Annotated in this window: 20 protein-coding genes and 1 pseudogene; 2 read left to right on the forward strand and 19 right to left on the reverse strand. The window is 44.1% G+C overall.

What is annotated here, in order from left to right:
- Positions 1–367: 367 nt before the first annotated feature.
- The 6 genes from DW085_RS09875 to DW085_RS09900 all read right to left on the reverse strand — a co-directional run bounded on the left by DW085_RS09875 (position 368) and on the right by DW085_RS09900 (position 6,536).
- On the reverse strand, positions 368–1,423 hold the full coding sequence (locus DW085_RS09875) for an electron transfer flavoprotein subunit alpha/FixB family protein (RefSeq protein WP_118492443.1): 1,056 nt from the start codon (positions 1,421–1,423) through the stop codon (positions 368–370).
- Positions 1,424–1,452: 29 nt separating this feature from the next.
- Entirely contained in the window at positions 1,453–2,244 is a 792-nt protein-coding gene (locus tag DW085_RS09880; protein WP_107001363.1) for an electron transfer flavoprotein subunit beta/FixA family protein, read from the reverse strand.
- Between the two features lie 73 nt (positions 2,245–2,317).
- Positions 2,318–3,469, reverse strand: a complete 1,152-nt coding sequence (locus DW085_RS09885; protein ID WP_107001362.1) for an acyl-CoA dehydrogenase — start codon at positions 3,467–3,469, stop codon at positions 2,318–2,320.
- Positions 3,470–3,599: 130 nt separating this feature from the next.
- Positions 3,600–4,436: a 3-hydroxyacyl-CoA dehydrogenase NAD-binding domain-containing protein gene (locus DW085_RS09890; protein WP_107001361.1), complete on the reverse strand. Its 837-nt coding sequence runs from the start codon at positions 4,434–4,436 to the stop codon at positions 3,600–3,602.
- Between the two features lie 40 nt (positions 4,437–4,476).
- Entirely contained in the window at positions 4,477–5,253 is a 777-nt protein-coding gene (locus tag DW085_RS09895) for an enoyl-CoA hydratase-related protein (protein ID WP_022358585.1), read from the reverse strand.
- Between the two features lie 101 nt (positions 5,254–5,354).
- Complete coding sequence (locus DW085_RS09900) at positions 5,355–6,536, reverse strand: acetyl-CoA C-acetyltransferase (protein WP_107001360.1); 1,182 nt, start codon at positions 6,534–6,536, stop codon at positions 5,355–5,357.
- A gap of 505 nt (positions 6,537–7,041) precedes the next feature.
- On the opposite strand from DW085_RS09900, the gene DW085_RS09905 reads away from it, so the two are divergent.
- The gene (locus DW085_RS09905) at positions 7,042–8,385 is read left to right on the forward strand and encodes a butyryl-CoA:acetate CoA-transferase (RefSeq protein ID WP_118472575.1); all 1,344 of its coding nucleotides are present in this window, start codon (positions 7,042–7,044) and stop codon (positions 8,383–8,385) included.
- A gap of 219 nt (positions 8,386–8,604) precedes the next feature.
- On the opposite strand, the gene DW085_RS09910 is transcribed toward DW085_RS09905, so the two are convergent.
- From DW085_RS09910 to DW085_RS09935, 5 genes are all read right to left on the reverse strand, one after another.
- Positions 8,605–10,284, reverse strand: coding sequence for a DUF5722 domain-containing protein (locus DW085_RS09910; RefSeq protein ID WP_118492445.1), 1,680 nt, complete (start codon positions 10,282–10,284; stop codon positions 8,605–8,607).
- Positions 10,285–10,570: 286 nt separating this feature from the next.
- The gene (locus tag DW085_RS09915) at positions 10,571–12,574 is read right to left on the reverse strand and encodes a heavy metal translocating P-type ATPase (protein WP_118492533.1); all 2,004 of its coding nucleotides are present in this window, start codon (positions 12,572–12,574) and stop codon (positions 10,571–10,573) included.
- Positions 12,575–12,743: 169 nt separating this feature from the next.
- On the reverse strand, positions 12,744–12,962 hold the full coding sequence (locus DW085_RS09920) for a cation transporter (RefSeq protein WP_022358590.1): 219 nt from the start codon (positions 12,960–12,962) through the stop codon (positions 12,744–12,746).
- Positions 12,963–13,090: 128 nt separating this feature from the next.
- A complete protein-coding gene (locus DW085_RS09925; protein ID WP_022358591.1) occupies positions 13,091–13,450 on the reverse strand; it encodes a metalloregulator ArsR/SmtB family transcription factor in 360 nt (119 codons plus the stop codon).
- A gap of 716 nt (positions 13,451–14,166) precedes the next feature.
- The gene (locus tag DW085_RS09935; protein ID WP_022358593.1) at positions 14,167–15,336 is read right to left on the reverse strand and encodes an iron-containing alcohol dehydrogenase; all 1,170 of its coding nucleotides are present in this window, start codon (positions 15,334–15,336) and stop codon (positions 14,167–14,169) included.
- 716 nt (positions 15,337–16,052) lie between these two features.
- Between DW085_RS09935 and DW085_RS09940 the strand changes: the two genes are divergently transcribed.
- Positions 16,053–16,319, forward strand: coding sequence for a phosphopantetheine-binding protein (locus DW085_RS09940; protein ID WP_118492449.1), 267 nt, complete (start codon positions 16,053–16,055; stop codon positions 16,317–16,319).
- Here the strand turns inward: DW085_RS09940 and DW085_RS09945 are convergent.
- The 8 genes and pseudogenes from DW085_RS09945 to DW085_RS09975 form a co-directional block, all read right to left on the reverse strand.
- Positions 16,316–16,540: pseudogene (locus DW085_RS09945) on the reverse strand (SAM-dependent methyltransferase); the annotation flags it as partial. The gene DW085_RS09940 and the pseudogene DW085_RS09945 sit on opposite strands and share 4 nt — an antisense overlap.
- A gap of 45 nt (positions 16,541–16,585) precedes the next feature.
- Positions 16,586–17,113 (reverse strand): low molecular weight protein-tyrosine-phosphatase, encoded by a 528-nt coding sequence (locus DW085_RS09950; RefSeq protein ID WP_347475059.1) that lies wholly within the window; start codon positions 17,111–17,113, stop codon positions 16,586–16,588.
- A 110-nt stretch (positions 17,114–17,223) separates the two neighbouring features.
- A complete protein-coding gene (locus tag DW085_RS19135; RefSeq protein ID WP_182430850.1) occupies positions 17,224–17,385 on the reverse strand; it encodes a hypothetical protein in 162 nt (53 codons plus the stop codon).
- A gap of 122 nt (positions 17,386–17,507) precedes the next feature.
- Positions 17,508–18,356: an AAA family ATPase gene (locus tag DW085_RS09955; protein WP_182430851.1), complete on the reverse strand. Its 849-nt coding sequence runs from the start codon at positions 18,354–18,356 to the stop codon at positions 17,508–17,510.
- Between the two features lie 218 nt (positions 18,357–18,574).
- Positions 18,575–18,850 (reverse strand): AAA family ATPase, encoded by a 276-nt coding sequence (locus DW085_RS09960; RefSeq protein ID WP_118492453.1) that lies wholly within the window; start codon positions 18,848–18,850, stop codon positions 18,575–18,577.
- 24 nt (positions 18,851–18,874) lie between these two features.
- Entirely contained in the window at positions 18,875–19,684 is an 810-nt protein-coding gene (locus DW085_RS09965) for a DUF2971 domain-containing protein (RefSeq protein ID WP_118492455.1), read from the reverse strand.
- A gap of 110 nt (positions 19,685–19,794) precedes the next feature.
- Complete coding sequence (locus tag DW085_RS09970) at positions 19,795–20,394, reverse strand: site-specific integrase (protein WP_118492457.1); 600 nt, start codon at positions 20,392–20,394, stop codon at positions 19,795–19,797.
- A 58-nt stretch (positions 20,395–20,452) separates the two neighbouring features.
- Entirely contained in the window at positions 20,453–21,727 is a 1,275-nt protein-coding gene (locus DW085_RS09975; RefSeq protein WP_147353940.1) for a hypothetical protein, read from the reverse strand.
- Positions 21,728–21,743: the final 16 nt, after the last annotated feature.

The following is a 21,743-nucleotide window of genomic DNA, read 5'->3' on the forward strand; positions in this document are numbered from 1 at the left end:
TTCCAGACACTCTATTATACGGGTAATCCCCCTTAATCTGTCAAGTGTTTTTGACCAAAATAAAGAATGTGCCTTGGCACATTCTCGCGCCGAGCGCGGTCGCTTGCGACATATTTCTGCTTCGCGCGAGTGCGCATCCTCGCGGAGCGTTTTTTGTTTCATAGGACGCAATTTCCTATGAAACAAAAAAACCCTGCCTCCCAGGTTCATCACCTCGGAAACAGGGTTCTCTTTACTCGCTGGCACGGGACTGCGGAGTACTGGGTGGAGTAAATCCGTCCAGCCGGCGCTGTCTCATATATTTATCAGAGAAAAACATACAAAACTCTACTGCTATATGCTAAGAAGATTTCTCTTCCTATTTTAATTAGTTGTTCTTAGCTGCTGCTTTAGCTTCTTTGATCTTCTCAGTCAGCATCGGAACGATCTTGTTTAAGTCACCTACTACGCCGTAGTCAGCAACATCGAAGATCGGAGCAGACTCATCTTTGTTGATAGCAACGATGATGTCAGACTCTTCCATACCTGCCAGATGCTGAATAGCACCGGAGATACCGATTGCAAAGTATACGTTCGGGCGAACAGTCTTACCTGTCTGACCTACCTGAAGATCCTTCGGCTTCCAGCCAGCATCTACAACTGCACGAGAGCAGCTTACGGTACCGCCGATAGCCTCTGCCAGATCATCCAGAATCTTGAAGTTCTCCGGGCTTCCTACGCCACGACCGCCGGATACAAGGATCTTAGCATCCATGATATCAACGGTGTTGGATACAGCCTTAACAACTTCCAGAATATCAACATATTTGTTGTTCTTTGTGAATCCCGGATTGAACTCAGTAACAACAGCTTTTTTGCCAGCTTCCTTCGGAGCCTTCTGCATAACACCCGGACGAACGGTTGCCATCTGCGGACGGAAATCCGGGCAAGCGATGGTAGCGATGGTGTTGCCGCCGAATGCCGGACGAGTCATAAGCAGCTGATTGTGCTTTGTCTCTCTACCCGGAACCGGATTCATCGGGAAATCACCGATATCAAGTTTTGTACAGTCTGCAGTCAGACCTGTATGGATTCTAGCGCAAACACGCGGACCAAGGTCACGACCGATTGCAGTAGCACCGATCAGGAAGATTTCCGGTTTGAACTCTTCGATAACAGATGCGATTGCATGTGTGTACGGCTCTGTACGGTACTCTTTTAATTCCGGATCGTCTACAACGATAACCTTATCTGCGCCGTACTCTGCTAACTGATCTGCAAGACCCTTAACGTCAGAACCAACTAAAACAGCGGTTACTTCTACTCCTAAATCTTTTGCTAATTCTTTACCTTTGCCAATCAGCTCATAAGCGATATTGCTGATAACATTATCCACCTGCTGTGCAAAGACAAATACGCCCTTATATGCTTCTAAGTTGTTCATCTTATTCACCACTCTTTTCTATAAAATAATTAGATAATGTGTTTCTCTGCCAGTTTGCCAACGATATAATCTGCGGAAGCTGCCGGATCAAGTTCTACTTTCTCGCCAGCACCCTTTCTTACCTTATCGGAAGCTTTTGCGATCTGTGTCGGTGATCCCTTCAGACCAAGGTTGGAATCCTCAACCTCTTTCAGATCTTTTCTGCCCCAAACGGTGATCTCTTTTGCATATGCATCAAAGATTCCGCCCGGAGTCATATAACGCGGCTCGTTTAACTCTGCAAGAGCGGTTAAAAGACACGGAAGCTGTGCTTTTACTACATGATATCTATCATCATACTGACGCTCAACTACGATGTATTTCTCAGCTTCGTTTACTTCACGAATCTTCTGAGCGTAGCTGATTACCGGAAGGCCAAGGTGCTCGGAGATCTGCGGACCTACCTGAGCGGTATCGCCATCGATAGCCTGACGGCCAGTAATGATTAAGTCATAATCCAGGTTGCGAAGTGCGCCTGCGATTGTCTGGGAAGTAGCCCAGGTATCTGCACCACCAAGTACACGGTCAGTTACAAGAACACCATTGTCTGCGCCCATAGCCATAGCCTCGCGAAGAACCTCTTCAGCCTTCGGAAGACCCATAGTAACTACGGTAACCTCTGCACCATACTGATCTTTTAAGCGAAGCGCTGCCTCCAGACCTGCTTTATCATCTGGGTTCATGATTGCCAGCATTGCGCTTCTGTCAAGAGTACCATCCGGGTTAAATTTAACTCCGCCTTTGGTATCCGGAACCTGTTTTACACAAACTACAATTTTCACGGTATTTTCACTCCTTATTTTTTTCTTTTTTCTCTATAGGACTGAGATTGTTCTGATTTCTCTGCAGACTGAATTATTTTAACAGATCAGCGGAGATAACCATTCTCTGAACCTCAGATGTACCCTCGTAGATCTCAGTGATCTTAGCATCACGCATCATACGCTCTACGTCGTACTCTCTCGTGTAACCGTAACCACCGTGAAGCTGTACAGCCTTGGTTGTAACTTCCATAGCAACCTCTGCTGCATACAGTTTAGCCATAGCTGCTTCTACAGAATAGGTTTTCTGTGTCTTCTTAGCAACGGCTGCTCTGTAAACAAGGAGCTGAGCTGCTTTAACTTTGGTAGCCATATCTGCCAGCTGGAACTGAGTGTTCTGGAACTGACCGATAGCACGACCAAACTGTTTTCTCTCTTTTACATAATCAACAGTTCTCTCAAGAGCGCCCTCTGCAAGACCAAGTGCCTGGGAAGCGATACCGATACGTCCGCCATCCAGGGTATGCATAGCGATGTGGAAACCTTTGCCCTTCTGGCCAAGCAGGTTCTCTTTCGGGATACGGCAATCTGTGAAGATCAGCTCGTATGTAGCAGATCCACGGATACCCATCTTCTTCTCTTTGGTACCGAAGGTGAAGCCCGGAGTTCCTTTCTCTACGATAAATGCAGAGATCTCTTTTTTCTTTCTGCCCTTTACTTCAACAACGCCTGTTACAGCGATGATAACGTAAATGTCAGCCTCTTTACCATTGGTAATGAAAACTTTGGAGCCGTTTAATACCCACTCGTCGCCGTCTAATACAGCCTTGGTCTGCTGACCCTGAGCATCTGTACCAGCACCCGGCTCAGTAAGACCGAAAGCACCAAGCTTCTCGCCCTTAGCAAGCGGAACCAGGTATTTCTGTTTCTGCTCTTCAGTACCGAAAGTCTGGATCGGATCGCAGCACAGAGATGTGTGTGCAGATACGATAACGCCGGTAGTACCACAAACTTTGGAAAGCTCCTCAACGCACATAGCGTATGTTAACGGATCACAGCCCTGTCCGCCATACTCCTTCGGAACCGGGATGCCCATGAAGCCAAGCTTCTGCATCTTTTTAACGGTTTCCTCCGGGAAGTGCTCTGTCTCGTCAACTTCCTGTGCCAAAGGTTTTACTTCGTTCTCGGCGAAGTCATGGAATAACTTTCTCGCCATTTCATGCTCTTTACTTAATGTAAAATCCATGTGTCTATTCCTCCATCATTTTCTTATATACGCTTAAGAGGCGGCTTTAAGCGCCGCCCCGTTGCGGTTCTTAAAAATCTGGTACTCTATTATGTTTTCATCTGGTCAAGAAGCCAGACTTATGTACATATTAGTTGTACTTGTAGAAGCCTTCGCCAGACTTACGGCCAAGCTTGCCGCCGCGAACCATCTTTCTAAGAAGCGGCTGCGGACGGTACTTCGGGTCACCAGTCTCAGACTGAAGTACTTCCATGATAGCCAGAACAACGTCCAGACCTACCAGGTCGCCCAGTTCAAGCGGTCCCATCGGATGGTTAGCACCCAGCTTCATAGCGGTATCGATACCCTCTACAGAAGCCTCGCCCTCAGCGTAGATACCGATAGCTTCGTTGATCATCGGGATGAGGATACGGTTTACTACGAAACCAGCGCCCTCTTCTACCTGTACCGGGATCTTGCCGATCTCTTCAGAGATCTTCTTAACTTTGTCAACAATCTCTACCGGAGTGTTTAAGCCTGCGATAACCTCAACCAGCTTCATAACCGGAGCCGGGTTGAAGAAGTGCATACCGATAACCGGGCGGTCAAGACCTGCACCGATCTCAGTAATGGACAGAGAAGAGGTGTTGGTAGCGAATACGCAGTCTGCCTTGCAGATAGCGCCCAGCTCTTTGAAGGTCTGTTTTTTGATCTCCATGTTCTCGATTGCTGCCTCAACTACGAGATCGCAGTCGCTGCAGATAGTCTTAACGCCGGTATGGATTCTGGCAAGGATCTTGTCTGCATCCTCTTTTGCCATCTTTCCTTTTGCTACTCTCTTCTCAAAGTTCTTGGAAATTTTCAGTTTGCCGTTGGAAGCAAACTCTTCGTTAATATCACACAGGCATACTTCATATCCATCTACCTGGGCAAATGCCTGAGCGATTCCGGAACCCATGGTTCCTGCACCAATAATACCAACTTTCATGACAAATCCTCCTGAAATTATACAACTATAATTTAACTAACTATCTATTGTTAAACTGCTCCACTTTCCGTTTCTCAAGGAATGCTTGCATACCGTTCTTCTGATCTTCTGTCTCGAAGCATCCGCCAAACAGTTTTTCCTCGATCACGATAGCCTGATCCATATCAGTCTGAAGTCCGTCGTTCATCGCCTTCTTGCTGTTTCTGACAGCGATCGGAGCCATCTTTGCGATAGCGCCTGCCAGCTTCTTCGCAGCCGGCATCAGCTCTTCCTGTGTATAAACAGCATTTACAAGTCCGACACGGTATGCCTCGTCCGCTTTGATGTTGCGGGACGCAAATACCATCTCTTTTGCCTTGCCCGGTCCGATGAGACGTGCGAGTCTCTGTGTACCGCCGAAGCCTGGTGTGATACCCAGACCTACTTCAGGCTGTCCGAATAATGCATTGTCCGAGCAGATACGGATATCACAGCTCATGGCAAGCTCGTTGCCGCCGCCGAGTGCGAAACCGTTTACTGCCGCGATAACCGGAACCGGGAAGGTTTCGATCTTGCGGAAAATATCGTTGCCGAATTTACCGAAGTGCTCGCCCTGCTCCTTGGTCATCACGCTCATAGCAGCGATGTCAGCACCGGCTACGAAAGATTTCTCTCCTGCGCCGGTCAGGATAATTGCACGAATTTCGGAAAGGTCTACTGCATCAAATGCAGCTTCAATATCCTTCAGCACATCCTCGTTTAACGCGTTCAGTGCCTTCGGACGATTAATAGTTATGACTGCGACGTGTCCGTCTACCTCATAGTCTACAAATCCCACTTCCAGTTCCTCCTAAAAAGCTCTTGAATTGAAATACGTAAAACCAGAAACAGCCGGAGCGCCGGGGATAAGCCCCGACGACTCCGGTTCTGCGTCAGAAATTAGTCTCTCTCAACGATCGTTGCGCAGCCCATGCCGCCACCGATACACAGAGTAGCCAGACCCTTCTTAGCGTCACGTTTCTGCATCTCGTATAACAGAGTTGTCAGGATACGGCAGCCAGATGCTCCTACCGGATGTCCGATAGCGATTGCACCGCCGTTTACGTTCAGGATGTCTTTGTTGAAGCCAAGGTCACGAGCTACAGCGATAGACTGAGCTGCGAATGCCTCGTTTGCCTCGATCAGGTCGAAGTCTTCTACCTTCCAGCCTGTCTTCTTCAGAACTTTCTTGGTAGCTGCAACCGGTCCAATACCCATGATGCTCGGATCTACACCGCCCAGAGCGCCTGCTACCCATGTAGCCATCGGTTTGATACCCAGTTCTTTTGCTTTCTCTTCGCTCATAACAACTACAGCTGCTGCACCATCGTTGATGGAGGAAGCGTTACCAGCTGTTACACGTCCGTCTTTCTTGAATGCCGGACGAAGCTTGCCAAGAACCTCTACAGTGGAACCCGGACGCGGACCCTCATCGGTATCTACGATAACAGTCTCTTTTTTCTTCTTAACTTCGATCGGAACGATCTCGTCTTTGAAACGTCCAGCCTCGATAGCTGCGCAAGCCTTCTGCTGGCTAGCTGCTGCAAACTCATCGAGTTCTTCTCTTGTGATACCCCACTGATCGCAGATGTTCTCAGCGGTGATACCCATGTGGTAATCGTTGAATGCATCCCACAGAGCGTCATTTACCATGGTGTCGATCATGGTCGCATTGTTCATACGGTATCCGTAACGAGCCTTCATCAGAGCATACGGAGCTGCGGACATGTTCTCTGCACCACCAGCTACTACGATGTCAGCATCGCCTGCAAGGATCATATCTGCTGCTGCGTTTACAGCATTCAGACCAGAACCGCAAACCACGTTCAGGGTAACTGCCGGAACTTCTACCGGAAGACCAGCTTTCAGAGACATCTGACGTGCTACGTTCTGACCAAGACCAGCCTGGATAACACATCCCATGTATACGTGATCAACCTGCTCCGGAGCAACGCCTGCTCTCTTCAGAGCCTCCTTGATAACTACGGCACCCATCTCAGCTGCTGGAACAGTACTGAGCTGGCCACCCATAGAACCTACTGCGGTACGGCATGCACTTGCAATTACGACTTTCTTAGACATTGAAAAAATCCTCCTTGAAAATGATCCACCACGTAAATAACACAACTGCAGTAAATAGTAAAATAGTGATAAATATGATAGTGTATTTGTATCTTAACACCCCACGCGGCTCCTGTCAAATAATTATCAATGGATTTATAAAGATTTAAGATTCTCATTTTTCCGCGTACAATCCACTTATTTCTACATCGTTTTGATCGCCTTTAGGCGGAATGCACAATTTTTTTCTTCCGTTTTCTCAATAAAAGTGGTCTTCTCTGGCATTATAACCAACATGGTATTTTGTTTGTGAATTAATAGACAAAGTCATTTCTTTTCTATTTACATACACTTATATCTGTAATTCATAAATATGAATATGTCGTCATTTTCCCCTATTTTGTCCTCCGCCTCTTTCGTTGACAAGGGGTAGTGGAGATGATACACTGATAAACAACGGGGGATGTCCGAATCACGCATTTGTACGGACTTCTTCATATTATTAAAAAGGACAAGGTGAATAAGTATGGATTACAAGAAACTGTATGCAGAAAAGCTGGTTTCCGCTGAAAAAGCTGCTTCCGTCGTTAAATCTGGCGACTGGGTTGACTATGGCTGGACCACCGGCACTCCGGTAGCAGTCGATGCTGCTATCGCAAAACGTCTTCCGGAACTGGAGAATGTAAACTTCCGCGGCGGTATCCTGATGTGGGTACCGGAGATCTTCAAGATCGAAAACCCGGCAGCTCATATGACCTGGAACTCCTGGCACATGAGCGGTATCGAGAGAAAGGCAATCGCACAGGGATTCAGCTTCTATGCTCCGATCCGTTATTCCGAGCTTCCGAGATACTATCGTGAGTCCGCAACCAAACCGGATGTAGCTGTATTCCAGGTCGCTCCGATGGACGAGCACGGTTATTTCAACTTCGGACCAAATGCTTCCCATATGGCAGCCTGCTGCGAGACTTCCAAGGTTGTCATCGTAGAGGTCAATGAAAATATGCCAGTCTGCCTCGGCGGATTTGAGAACGGCGTTCATATCTCCAACGTAGACATGATCGTAGAGGGCAGCAACCCGACCATCGCAGAGATGGGAGGCGGCGCAGCAGCGACTGATGTCGATGAAGCAGTTGCAAAACTGATCGTAGACGAGATCCCGGATGGTGCCTGCTTACAGTTAGGTATCGGCGGTATGCCGAACGCAGTTGGTTCCCTGATTGCGAAATCTGACTTAAAGGATCTGGGTGTTCACACCGAAATGTACGTTGACGCATTCGTTGATATTGCCGCAGCCGGCAAGATCACAGGCGCTCACAAAGCACTGGACAAAGGCCGTCAGGTATACGCATTCGGCGCTGGTACCAAGAAACTGTATGACTACTTAAACAACAACCCGGCCTGCATGAGTGCTCCGGTTGATTACACCAACGACGTCCGCACCATCGCAGCCCTGGACAACTTCATGTCCATCAACAACGCGGTTGACCTCGACCTCTTCGGTCAGGTAAATGCAGAGTCCGCAGGAATCAAGCACATCAGCGGTGCAGGCGGACAGCTTGACTTCGTTCTGGGCGCTTACCTGTCCAAGGGCGGAAAGAGCTTCATCTGCTGCTCCTCCACCTTCAAGAACAAGGCTGGCGAGCTGCAGTCCCGTATTCTCCCGACCTTAAATCAGGGTTCCATCGTAACCGATACACGTGCAAACCTGCACTACCTGGTAACCGAGTACGGTAAAGTAAACTTAAAGGGTCTTGCAACCTGGCAGAAATGCGAGGCTATCATCTCCGTTGCACATCCGCAGTTCCGCGATCAGCTGATTAAGGAAGCTGAGAAGATGCATATCTGGAGACAGAGCAATAAGATCTGATAAGAACTCAAGATCTGATAAAATCGGCAGAATTCGGAGACAAAATCCAGCAAACCATCTATGGTATCTGAGACTCCCGGTTCTCCGATACATCAGATACGTTTATTTTCTAAAAAAAGTGCTTTTCCTCTCAAGAAATTTTCTTCGAGAAGAAAGGCACTTTTTTATTTATACTTTTTTCTTATAGTTTTTGTTCTACAAGTCTGTGTCTACCATCCGCTACTGTTCCAGAGACTTCCACCGGAAGTTCGGAATCACATCCGACCACTTATTAATTCCGATGATTGATTTTGCAAAATTCGAAGTTTCCAGCGTGTATCTCTTCTGATCAATGTCGTGGAAAACTCTCCAGAGCTTTCGATCCTTTACCGCTACAATCTCATTGCCCTGATTCATATCACAGGACCACAGACCGAAGCTTAAGCCTGCCCTTACCTCTGACGGCGCATCGACCTGACGACTCAGAATGTACGCGTCGATATACGGGTTACTGTCCACGATATAGTAAGAATATGCAAATGCCGCCGCCTGGATATCCGACACATCGCCGCGCGTCAGACTCTGTGCAGTAAATCCTTCCTCCGTCAGAATGACATGGCGCACCTCGCCGGATGCTGTCTTCATCGAATCCTGATTCAGATAATCGGTCAGTACATGCAAGTTTGCAAAGTTGACAATCGGTGAATCTGCACTCTCGGTTACCAGCCCCGTTGCCGGATCATCCCAGAATTCCGGTTCCGTCATCGGGTACGGATACGGATGGTAGGCAATGCCCCAGTCCATCTGACCTTCCGTTACTGCCAAGGCGTTAAACGTATCAACAATGCCTTTGCCCGTATAATGCACCTGATCGTTCAGGTTCTCATACGGAGCTCCCCACCAGAAATCAAGTGAAAAATAAACCCGGTCATTCGCACTTGTGCTCTTGATCGCCGTGTAGAACGTGCGGAATGCCTGCTGATACGTGGATACATATGCATTCAAATCTGCCGGTCCCATGTAGTTCCAAATCTGGTTGTTGATCTCATTGCCCAGAATCCAGTTGGAAATCTTCGCATAATTTGAATTATGATTCTTGCCGCTGTAACGATCCGCCAAAAACGCGAAGATCGCACGCGTTGTCTCAAATCCTTCCTGTGTCTTCGTGTTAAACATATAATAATTGGCGCTCGAAGATTTCGCAGTTCCCTCATGAACCAGTTCCGGGTGCGCGTCATTCCAGTCATTTAAAACGATCGCCGTCACGGATATATCTTTTCCGATATATGTACTGATCACCTTGTCATAATTTTCAACCACCGACTTATTAAAATGATACGTTTTTCCATCGTACTCATAATCAATGCCACTTCCTAAAAACTGGGAAAATGCGATATTGACCGCCACATGTTTGACACCCAGTGTAAATGCATCGTTGAGCATATTTAACTGGATATTCAAGCCCTTTTTCGTCAGCGGCGTCTTAAACGCATCCTGATTGGATGCAACCACCTCCGGATTTGTGATATAATGCGCCGCGCCAACTGCCGTAAATGCAGTTCCGTCAAACACTGCCGGAACAAACCGGCTGTAAAGGCGGTCCTGGGCAGTTCCCTTGTTTAAAGGAATCGAGACGGTCCTCGTCTCCCCTGCGCCTACGCTGCTGACATAATCAGTCCGGCTTCCAATCTCCGACTCATACGGCCGCAATTCAAACAGATAAATCTTTCCGTCCGTCCCCGTTGTATCACCGTTGCTTGAAAGTGAAATATCCACTGTATTCTGCCCCGAACCAATCAGACAGGAGCCGATCGAAGCGGTTATCTGAAACGTCTGCGCCGCCAGTGCTGTGAACGCAGCCGCCACACTCAGGCAGACCGCTGCAGCCAGGACAAGCGCCGTTTTCATCCATTTTTTCATCCTGTTCCTTCCTTTCCGTCTAATATCCTATGGTATTTGATCATACTTCATTCTTCCGTCAGATTCAATTACTATTTTATTAAGGATTATTACAACTATTTTGGAAATTCTGTATGATTCCCAGCATTTTATCTTTCCCAAGCCTTGATTTCTTTCTTATTCCTATTCTTTTACCACTTGCAAATATTGGTTTTATATATAAATCCCTTAGAGCCGCAAATTTAAAAAGCTACAGTTTCCGGAACCATCAAGTATTCCTTCCGCCATAGCTTTTTGATATTAGCGATTATTTAGTTCTTAATGCCCTCATCGCATTTAAAATTGCAATGACGGAAACACCGACGTCCGCAAACACGGCTTCCCACATATTAGCCACTCCAGCCGCGCCCATCAGAAGCACAACCGCCTTAACCGCCAGGGCAAACACGATATTCTGGTGCGCAATTGCCATTGTCTTGCGTCCGATTTTAACCACACCTGCAATCTTCGCCGGGTTATCATCCATCAGGACAATGTCCGCCGCCTCGATCGCCGCGTCACTTCCCATGCTTCCCATTGCAATACCGACATCTGCGCGGGAGAGAACCGGTGCATCGTTGATGCCGTCGCCGACAAATGCCAGCTTCCGCTTTCCAGTCATCTCCGCCAGCATCTCCTCGACCTTCTGCACCTTATCCGCCGGAAGCAGCTCCGTGTACGCCTGATCGATGCCAACCTTCGCAGCCACCGCCTCGCCGACCGCTTTCCGATCGCCCGTCAGCATAACAGTACGGCGGATTCCAGCCGCCTTCAGTCCACGGATCGCATCCTCCGTCTCCGGCTTGATCGTATCGGCAATCAGGATACTTCCGGCAAATTTTCCGTCCTTTGCCAGATAAATCACAGTGCCGATGCCGTCGCATTCCTGATACGGTATATTTTTACTCTTCATCAGGCGTCCATTACCCGCCAGAACTATGTGACCGTCGATCGTTGTCTCGATACCATGACCGGAAATCTCGTTGGTTTCACCGATGCGGGTTAAGTCGATCAGGGGTTTGCGTACCACTCCCTGCACACCCTCTTTGGACTGCACCTCTTTTATTGTGTCATTGTCAGCATCCAGAACGATTTCCGCTGTTCCCGCATTCGCCTTTTGAGTTTCTGCTTCTGCCAAACTGCCTTTTCTCTCACGATACGCCTCCCGTATCGATTCCGCGATCGGATGCGTCGAATAATTCTCGGCATACGCCGCCAGCTCCAGAAGCTCATCCTCACTGATTCCCGCCGGATGCAGCTCCGTCACTTTAAACTCGCCCTTCGTCAGGGTGCCTGTCTTATCAAATACAACCGTATCCAGCTCCGAAACTGCCTCCAGATAATTGCTTCCCTTGACTAACACACCGATGCGGGATGCAGCACCAATGCCGCCAAAGAAGCTAAGCGGAACCGAAATCACCAGCGCACACGGGCAGGAAATTACCAGGAAAATACAAGCTCTCTGAATCCACTCGCCAAATTCTCCGCCCAGCACAATCGGCGGCACAAATGCCAAAGCAACCGCCGCGATCACGACCATCGGCGTATAATATCTGGCAAACCGAGTGATAAAGTTCTCCACCTTCGCCTTCTTGCTGCTGGCATTCTCCACCAGCTCCAGAATCCGTGCCACCGTCGAATCATCAAATTCTTTCGTCACGCGCACCCGCAGAAGCCCGCTGCCATTGACACATCCGCTGATGATTTCATCCCCGGCTGCCGCACGGCGCGGTACCGATTCACCAGTCAGCGCCGAGGTATCGATCATCGATTCACCCTCTACCACCACGCCATCCAGCGGAATCCGCTCTCCCGGCTGCACCACGATGATGTCATCCACTTCCACATCGTCCGGATCGACCTGCTCTATCTGTCCATCTTTTTCAATATTGGCATATTCCGGGCAGATATTCATGAGATCGCTAATCGACTGGCGCGAACGGTTGACCGCATAACTCTGAAACAGCTCGCCAACCTGATAGAACAGCATAACCGCAACCGCCTCAGAAAACTCGCCCACACCGAACGCCCCGAACGTCGCTACTGTCATGAGGAAATTCTCATCAAACACCTGACCATTTTTAATCCCCCGGAACGCCTTGTATACAATATCCCATCCAATAATCAGATACGGAATTAAAAATACGACTAACTCTGTCCATGGCTGCGGCATTCCGGCAAATACATTCATTTTTTTCGCTGCTGCCGCCGCGATATATACGATTGCCGCCGCGACGATCCGCTTCAGCATCGTTTTCTGCTTCTGATTCATAAAGCCTCCCTTCATTCTGGAAACACGTTCCCTGAAAAAAAAGATATAGGAAAATGTGCCGGCACAGCTCATTTGCCTATATCTTTTTACTTTGCCCTTCTGTGCATTACACAATCTGATTTTATTCTTTTAAAAAGCAGCTTTTGATCCGATTATGCCTTTTCCAATTTTACATATTAATAATGCAGTCCGGTTCCACCTTCTTGCACACTTCTACAACCTCTTTCATGATCTCGTCGAAACGTGCGTCATCCGCATCGATCGTCATTTTCTGCATCATAAAGCTGACACTCGCATCATTGACTCCATCCAGCTTCTTGATCGCATCCTCCATCTTTGCTGCACAGTTTGCACAATCCAGATCAGTTAATTTAAATTTCTTCTTCATGATAATCCTCCTCTTTTTATTGAGTTATAAATTTTTAATGTTTGCTTTCCGAGACCTGCAATTTTTTTCTTTACAGATAGCACCGCTTTCACATTCATTCAATCCATTATCATCATTCAAGGAACTTGCTATTCTTTAATATGCTCAAAGCCCTGGTTGATAATCCGGTAAACGTGGTCGTCTGCCAGCGAATAGAACACCGACTTTCCGTCCCGGCGGCTCTTGACAAGCTGCGACTGCTTGAGAATCCGAAGCTGATGCGAAATCGCCGACTGCGTCATATTAAGCAGCTGTGCAATGTCGCAAACACACATCTCCGACTCAAACAGCACAAACAAAATCCGGATCCGCGTCGAATCACCAAATACCTTAAACAGCTCCGCCAGATCATACAAATCATCGTCATCCGGCAGCATTCCCCGGACCGACTGCACAACCTCATCGTGAACAGCACACTCCTCACAGCACTCTACATCATGAATTGCCATCCGATTTCTCCCTTCATGCTACGCGTTTCTGCCCTGCTTCACTGCTTCTTTCGTGAAAGCAGTTTGCAGGATTTTATCAAGATTTCTTTGAAATATTTTTATTTATATGAATCATTGTTCATATGTTCATTATATGAATGTAACTGGGAAATGTCAAGAAATATTTGTAGGAATTTAAAAGGAGTAAATGAAATGTTTTCTCAATTATAAAATGCTGCAAAAAAGACTGTTCATACAGACAAAATCCACTAAGTAATGCGCGTAAATGTGCTTCTTTCTGCCCGGTTTACAGATGATACTCTGTAAGCCGGCACAGTTCAAATATCTATTTTCTACATCCTATGCTTTTTTGTCTATTTATGAACAGTCCGTTCTTTTTTATTCATTATTATATATCTTTTGCAGTTTATTTTTTCGACACTGCTTGAGCTATATTATCCATTGGTATATTGTCCATCGTCGGATGATCTTTTGCCTCTTTCTGCAACCCCGACTTAGACTTCTAATAGAATCTCTCCTCGCCCGGAATCGCATCCAAATGTTCCTGCCATTTCTCAGCCGGTACATCATGAACCGATACCGTCACAACCTTCGGATCCTTCTTTAATTCTTCTGATACCAGCGCTCTGACCTTCTCAGCCAGCGCTGCCTTCTCTTCCCGGCTCCGTCCCGGTACATAGATATTGCAATGTGTGGCATGATTTTCCTCCTTTGTACTAATAGCACTCTTCCAAAATATCCAAGATTTCCGCGTGCGTCAGCTGCCGATACCCGCCGTCATTGCGGATACATGAATCAGCAATCGTTTTCAGCAGGCTCTGATCTGTGATTCCCAGTTCCCGCAGCGTCCCCGGCAAACCAATCTCATGAATAAACGCCTGCAATGCGTCAATTCCGCCAAATGCCAGTTCTTCCTCATCGCCGCCATCTGGTGACATTCCCCAGACATTTACGGCAAATTTCACAAATTTCTTGATGCCGTCCCGGCAAATTCGACGATAATACGCCGGATGGATCACGCCAAGTCCCATGCCGTGGTTGCAGTCCGTGTAAGCCCCCATCTGATGTTCAATCATATGCGCCTCAAAATCACACTGTTTTCCTAATTTGATAATGCCAATCTCCGCCATCGTGGACGCCCACATCAGGTTGCTGCGCGCCTCATAATTTTCCGGTTCCCGGATCGCCACCGGCAGGTTCTCAATAATACTCCGCATCAACGCCTCCGAGATCGCATCCGAAAGATTATCCTCATCCGGTGCACTGAAATATGTCTCCATCACATGGCTGAGCATATCAAAACCGCCCGCTGCCGTCTGGAGTGGAGAAACCGTGTAGGTATATTTCGGGTCCATCATCGCAAACACCGGATTGCAGCGCGGATAATTCCGGCTCGTCTTAATTTTCTGTTCCTCATGGGTGATTACACCCTCGCCGTTGACCTCGCTTCCAGTGCCGACCACGGTCACAATCACGCCCACCGGAACCGGCTCAAAATCAATCTCGCCCTTTTTGATCCAGTATTCCTCCCAGACGTCCTTGTCCGTCGCAGCCGCCATTGAGATCGCCTTGCTGCAGTCCATGACCGAACCGCCGCCCACTGCCAGAATCAGATCTACCTGATTTTCCTGTACGACTTTTTTCCCTTCCATCACCTTGCTGTAGGTCGGATTCGGCATGATGCCTGAAAATTCTATCACCTGTTTTCCAGCCAGCTTTAAGACATCCATCACTTCCTGATAAATACCATTCGTCTTGATCGAGCCGCCGCCATATGCCAGCATCACCGTTTCCCCATACGGCTTCACCGCCTCCAGCAGGTGCTCTTTCACACAGCCTCCGCCAAAATAAATCTTTGTCGCATTTTCAAATGTAAACGCCCGCATCGTTCCCTGTCCTTTCTGAACCCGTTCCGGCAAATGCTTTTGCATCCGCCTGATGTTCTGCCTTCTTCTTTGTAGATATGTTTTTTTGAATCTTTATTTTGATTATTTTTCTCCTTTATCTCAGATTCATCAAATGTTCAGCTATAACTCACACTAGATTTGACAAGTTCTCTGTAAGTGTTCATATTATATCACGATTCGCATCTTCGATGCTTACCGCTGCTGACGCAGCTATCGTGATCGCCATTCGCCGTTCGCCATAAATCTGCAAGCAGCTCTCTGGCTCACTTGCGCTCATTATATCATATTACCTTTTTACATTCTATCTTTTTCAGAAATTTCACGCATATATTTTCATTTTTATGAATAAAATTGCACAAACTTATATCTGCGTGTCATTTTTATTTTCCCATCCACTTCCAAAATATTTTCCGAAATTTATGATTTCTTCACATTCCGAACATACTTTTATCACATTTTTTCGATATAGTAATACGCGTAAAGGCAAAAGACCTTTCATAATATACTTTTTCATACCTACGCCGACAGGAGTCCGTTCCTGTCGGCTCCTCCTATTTTAAGGGATATATCTACTCAAGCGGGCAGTTTCATGATAAAATAAACACACAGATAGAATCATCTCACAAACACAGATTCTATGTTAAATTTACAATAAAAATAGCTGCATGAATCACATATATTAGGAGGAACTTCTCATGAAACACGAACTGACGCAGGAAGAAATCCTGGTTGAAATAAAAGACATTCTATTAGAATACGTAGAAATCACCCGCCCGCTGACACCGGCTGACCGCCTGATCGACGATCTGGGGCTGGATTCATTTTTGATCGTATACTTTATCACAGAGATCGAAGACTGCTTCGAGATCGATATTCCGGAAACGGATTTTATCGAGCTTGTCACGGTCAAGGATCTCTGCGAACGGATTCAGCTGGAAATAAAAAAGCACTCCCCTTATTAATACCAGCGTGTCATCGGCAAGTCATTATCAATTCCTTTTGTAAATAAAATCTGGTGCAGACGCAGATTTTCCACATCTAGGATATAAAATCCATCTGCTGAACCACAAGAAATCATTTCCCAGAGACTTAGAACCATTACGCCCGGGAAAATATATTTTTTAATCCACGAATCGCCCGGATGTTCCTCCAGCACACTGATAAAATGTAGCAGAAACAGTCCGTTCCTTCCATCTTAACCTGAAATGGATACTCATCAAACTTTTGGTTATATCTGTCCCTGTTCTTTCAGATATGCCAGAAAACCCACACAGCCCTCCAGAACATCTTCATACGTTGCGTCAAAATCACCCGTATACCACGGATCCGCGATGTCACGGTCTGAACCTGCAAATGTGAGGAATTTATATATTTTCCCCTCCGGATCGCCTTTCAGCATCCGGTTTAAATTTCGGATATTGGCACTGTCCATACCTATAATATAATCAAATTTCTCATAATCCGCCCACGTCACCTGCCGCGCCCGGTGCGGCACCAGAGGAATTCCAACCTTCCTCAGCTTATTCACCGTCCCCCGGTGCGGTGGATTGCCGATTTCTTCGGTGCTTGTGGCGGCGCTGTCGATAAGGAAGTTGGCGGAAAGCCCTTGGGATGCGACTTTGTGGGTGAAGACACTTTGGGCCAGGGTGGAACGGCAGATGTTGCGTGGCAGATGAAAAGTACTCGTATATTCATATAAACTCCTTTCAAAAGGCGCTTTTCTGCTGCCATTTGCAGCATTTTGCGCGGTGTTAATTTTTCTTTATGTATTGGTCATTTCTGTATATAAAATGCAAATCTTAGCAAAATATTGCAAGATGTGTACAGCAAAAGTAGTAGAAACGGAGTAAAAAGCGGGTGGGGTTACTACTTTGATCTTTTTTGTTCTTTCTCTAGTTCCTCGTATACCATATCCCATTCTTTTTCTTCACGCCATTCGTCGTTTCTCTCTATTATGGCTTTTCCGTCAGAATTGTATTTTGTATTATGGATAGCCATTTTATACGATTTATCATTGTATTGTTTCATATTGCTCATCATTTTCTCCTTCACTGCAATTCATTGAACATGCTCTCTATTCCCTTTACAACGTACACTATATTTCCCATTTGTATTGCTACTCTTTTATTTATAGTATTGCTAAATATTTTTTATCTACATAATTCTATTAAGAATTCTATAGAAGTTCTTAATTCTTCCTTAGTATACGTATTGCCTGAATCTGGATGATCTATTGCATTTCGAATGTATGTACTTAACGTTTTATACTGAGTATTTCTGTATTGGGAACTTTTTCCATATTTATTCGCATCATATAAAGGATGATTTTTTATATAGTCATCGCATTCTTTTATCCCATGTTTTTGAGTTTTTGCCTGAAGATATCCATATAACTGGATATGATAATCTATCGAAACTATATTAAACGCAAGGTAATTTGTTTCTGCTGATGTAATTGTAGGCAAAACTGATGGAGCTGTTATTCTTACAGGAACTATGGCATTTTCTTTTTCTTTTAATACAATAATTAATGTATTCTGGGGATTTTGTAACGCTGATTTTATTACATATTCAGAATGTGTTGCAAAAATCATTTGCGCCAACTGAATGTTATCTTTTATAAAAAGTTTACTATAGTAATCCAGTATTTTTTCCTGCCATCTCGGATGCATGCTTAGTTCCGGTTCATCAACCAATACTACACCACCTTTTAGCGGATTTATATTTCTCAAAAGTTGCGTTCCTCTAAATACAATTTGCTTTTCTCCAGTACTAAGGCAGTCAACCGGTATACTTTTACCATTCTTACTAAAAATTATCTTCTTTTCATTAGGATCTGTCTCATCCACTTCTTTAAATTTCATCCGTTCAAAAAAATCATTAAACGCTAATTCAAATCGATATAGCTTGGATTGCTTCTTAAATTCTTCAAAATTAATATTGGCACCATTTTTTGTTATTCGCATCCATTCAGCATTATCTTGTGAAGACAAATCCACTAGCAACTGTTTTATATTAGTAAAATCCTCTCTTTCATCATCATTATACTTATTATCATCAATTTGCTCTGTTGTAGAAGACTTTACTATATTTGTCTTAAAACCTGAACGTGCTTTTGAATATGCTATACCATAATGCCTAATATCTTCTAAATCATTATTAATGGTTTCTCTATTATTATTTTTATTAGAATAAATCCCCTTTTTCTCTCCTGTTTTTAGTGACTCTCTTTGATGAAACCTAATTTATGGTTATCTTGATCTCCGTAATATATTCTGAAATCGTCATCTTCAATTTTATACTCAATATAATCAAACGGGGTAACAGCTCCCAAATTCAAAAACTCACTTATTGTATTTAAAATTGTAGTTTTTCCAGTGCCGTTTTCTCCTGCTAAAATTATTGTATTATATATTTCTCCATCATCCTTTGTAAAATCAAGTTCAAGGTTTCCTAACACCGAATGATTTTTCCATTTAATTTTTGATATCATATTTTTATCCTCCAAAAATTAATCTTACTGAAAATCATAACAAATATGATTTTCATCCACATATCTTATTATTTCACTACTCATATATTGATTACATTTATTGCCAATAATTATTCTCGAAGTAGTCATCTTAAAGTCAGTAAGTGGTTTTGCAATTCCTTTATATCCCCTTCGCTCTTTTATATTGTATTCAACACGTACTCCGTTAAACTCTGCAAGATCATACGGACAATATAATATTCTTACCTCTTTCTCCCTAGTCGAATCGATTCCAGCATTCGAATTATATGAATTTTTAACAACCCAAGGAATAATGGATAATGCCATTCCCTCATTTTTTATCGCAGCAATAATCATCTGTGTAAAATCAATTGCGCTTTTATCACAATACTCAACTGGATACAAAAAATCAAAATCTCCAACATTATATTCTACACAAACGCCATTACCTCCCGATGCATATTCTCTCCACATATAATCTTCATATGAATACGTAAGAGATAAAACATCATACATCTCTGTAAGATAATTAGTAATTAACTTTATGTAATCTTTACTACAACCCGTTTTGCTAACAACTTCCTCTATTTTGTAATTAATTTGGAACTCAGTGTCATCATTTAGTGTCTTATAAAATGAAAACCATATCTTCTCTTCTTTTAATGTTTTTAACTTCATCTCACCATGTTCTTTAAATGATATAAATTTGTAAACCTTATTATCTTTTAGAAGCGTTTTTAAGTATTCTATTTTGTATGATGTGGCCAAATCTAGCTTATTTTTCAAATTTCCCATACGTGACAAATATTCATCATAAAATCCTATGCCATACATATAATCCCTCATTTCAATAAAATTAAACACATCTATTATATCGTCATTTCTACCACTTTTCCATAATAAAAACGCCCCAGCCTATGCCAGAGCGTCATCATTCTACCATATTAAATCGCCTTAAACATCCTCTGCGACACCGGCTTCTCCCCTTGCGTCCGTTCCAGTTCCTTTCTGGCATTCTGCAGGTCCTCCAGCCGCTTCAATTCATTCTCTGCATCCTCAAGGCCCAGATGCGTATAGGTGTTAAGCGTAACCCCTATATCACTATGTCCCATAAGGTACTGCAGCGTCTTAGGGTTCATTCCGGATTTCGCCATATTGCTGCAATACGTATGCCGGCAAATATGCGGCGTGATATTGGGCATCTGCACCCGATAAATATCGTTGTACCACTTCACCATATGATTAAACCGATGTTCCCAGTGCATTGCCACCAGTGGCAGGCCTTTGTCATCCAAAAACAGGAACCCGGTGTATCCATCCACCACCTTTTCTACCTTTGACTTCTCCCTATCCTCAATGATGGCCTGGAAGCATTTTGCAACATCCTCTGTTATCGGCAGTTTCCTTGTGCCGGCAGATGTTTTTGTTGGCTCAATTACTAAGGTCATATCGGATAACCTTTGAAGCTGATGGTCAATATTCACAATCCTGTTTTCCAAATCGATATCCTTAATCGTAAGGCCGCAAAATTCTGAAATTCGCATACCAGTATGGAAAAGTATGTATACTACTTCATAATATTTGCAGTATACATTTTTTTAATTAAATAACAAGTTGATCTCTCAATATGGATTCCACGGTTTCATACTTCTTATTCTTGTATGAAATCTCAATTAACTTTATTTTATGTTCCTTTGCATACTTTCTTTTTTCCTCATCATTTCTTTGTTGGATAATAAATTTATGTTCTCCACCAAATTCTTCAACTGGCATAAAGTGCTGCTCACCTTGACATTCAATTAATGCCCATACCTTTCCTTCTTTATATATAGCAAAATCAAATCGTAGCGGTGTTTCATTATCAATTCCATACACACCATCAAAAGAGACTTCCACCCTATAATCAATACCATTTTTCATCAAAATATCAGTTACAATCCACTGAAACGAAGAAATCGCATGGCAATCACAGAAAACATCACTCCAATATCCTCCATAGGCTCTATATCCATATTCAGTAGATGGAAAAATGCCAAATTTATCGCACTTTATCAATTTTTCTTTTCCACACAAATAACATCTGCAACGATACTCTTTATATATTGTAATATCATGATATTTCTTTTCATGTCGTTGCGTATAATATGGGGTAGGTGCACTCTCTAATGAATTGTTCACACATTCAAGTACATCAAGCGACTCGTACCTTCTTCCCACATAATCAATATTATAATTCTTTGCCAGTTTTCTCGGAATTGTAGCTATTGTCCTTGCATCCTTTTCTGCTAATTTTATTAATTCCTTGCTTCTTTTTTCATTCCATGCATCACAATAGTCTGTTGCCGGAACAATCTTATCTTTATTATCTACCAAACATACTGCTTCATTGTTCTCATACTTCCTTCTTTTATTGTAATTAGCATTACTAGCTTTTATAGAATAAGTAAACTTCGATGAGCAATACATTGGCTTATAACAGACCTTCGGTTCTGTTTTCAATGTTCGTTCAGAATAATATCGTATTTTTCCACACTTTCTGCACTTACATTTATAATGTATAATTTCCTTTTCTTTATGTAAACTGGAAATAACTTTTTCAAAATCAGCAATCTTAACCGAATCACCATAAACTTCAAAATTAACAGGCTTATATAAATATGCTGGTGTAATAATACTTTTTTCACCATTCCACCCATGCCAATCTCTTCGAGCATATTCACCTTTTTCCACAGCTTGAAGAAAATTTTTCTTTTCTTCTTCTATATTAGATATGCGTTTTTCTATAATTTTTCTATATTCTTCACCATCATCTAAAACTTGCAAACACCCACATTTCATTCCTACCATAACATCTATTCTTTCTACTACGGTTTCCAAAATAAAAATCATCCCT

Origin of the sequence: Clostridium sp. AF50-3, from assembly GCF_003477445.1 — a bacterium.
Lineage (GTDB): Bacteria > Bacillota > Clostridia > Lachnospirales > Lachnospiraceae > Otoolea > Otoolea fessa.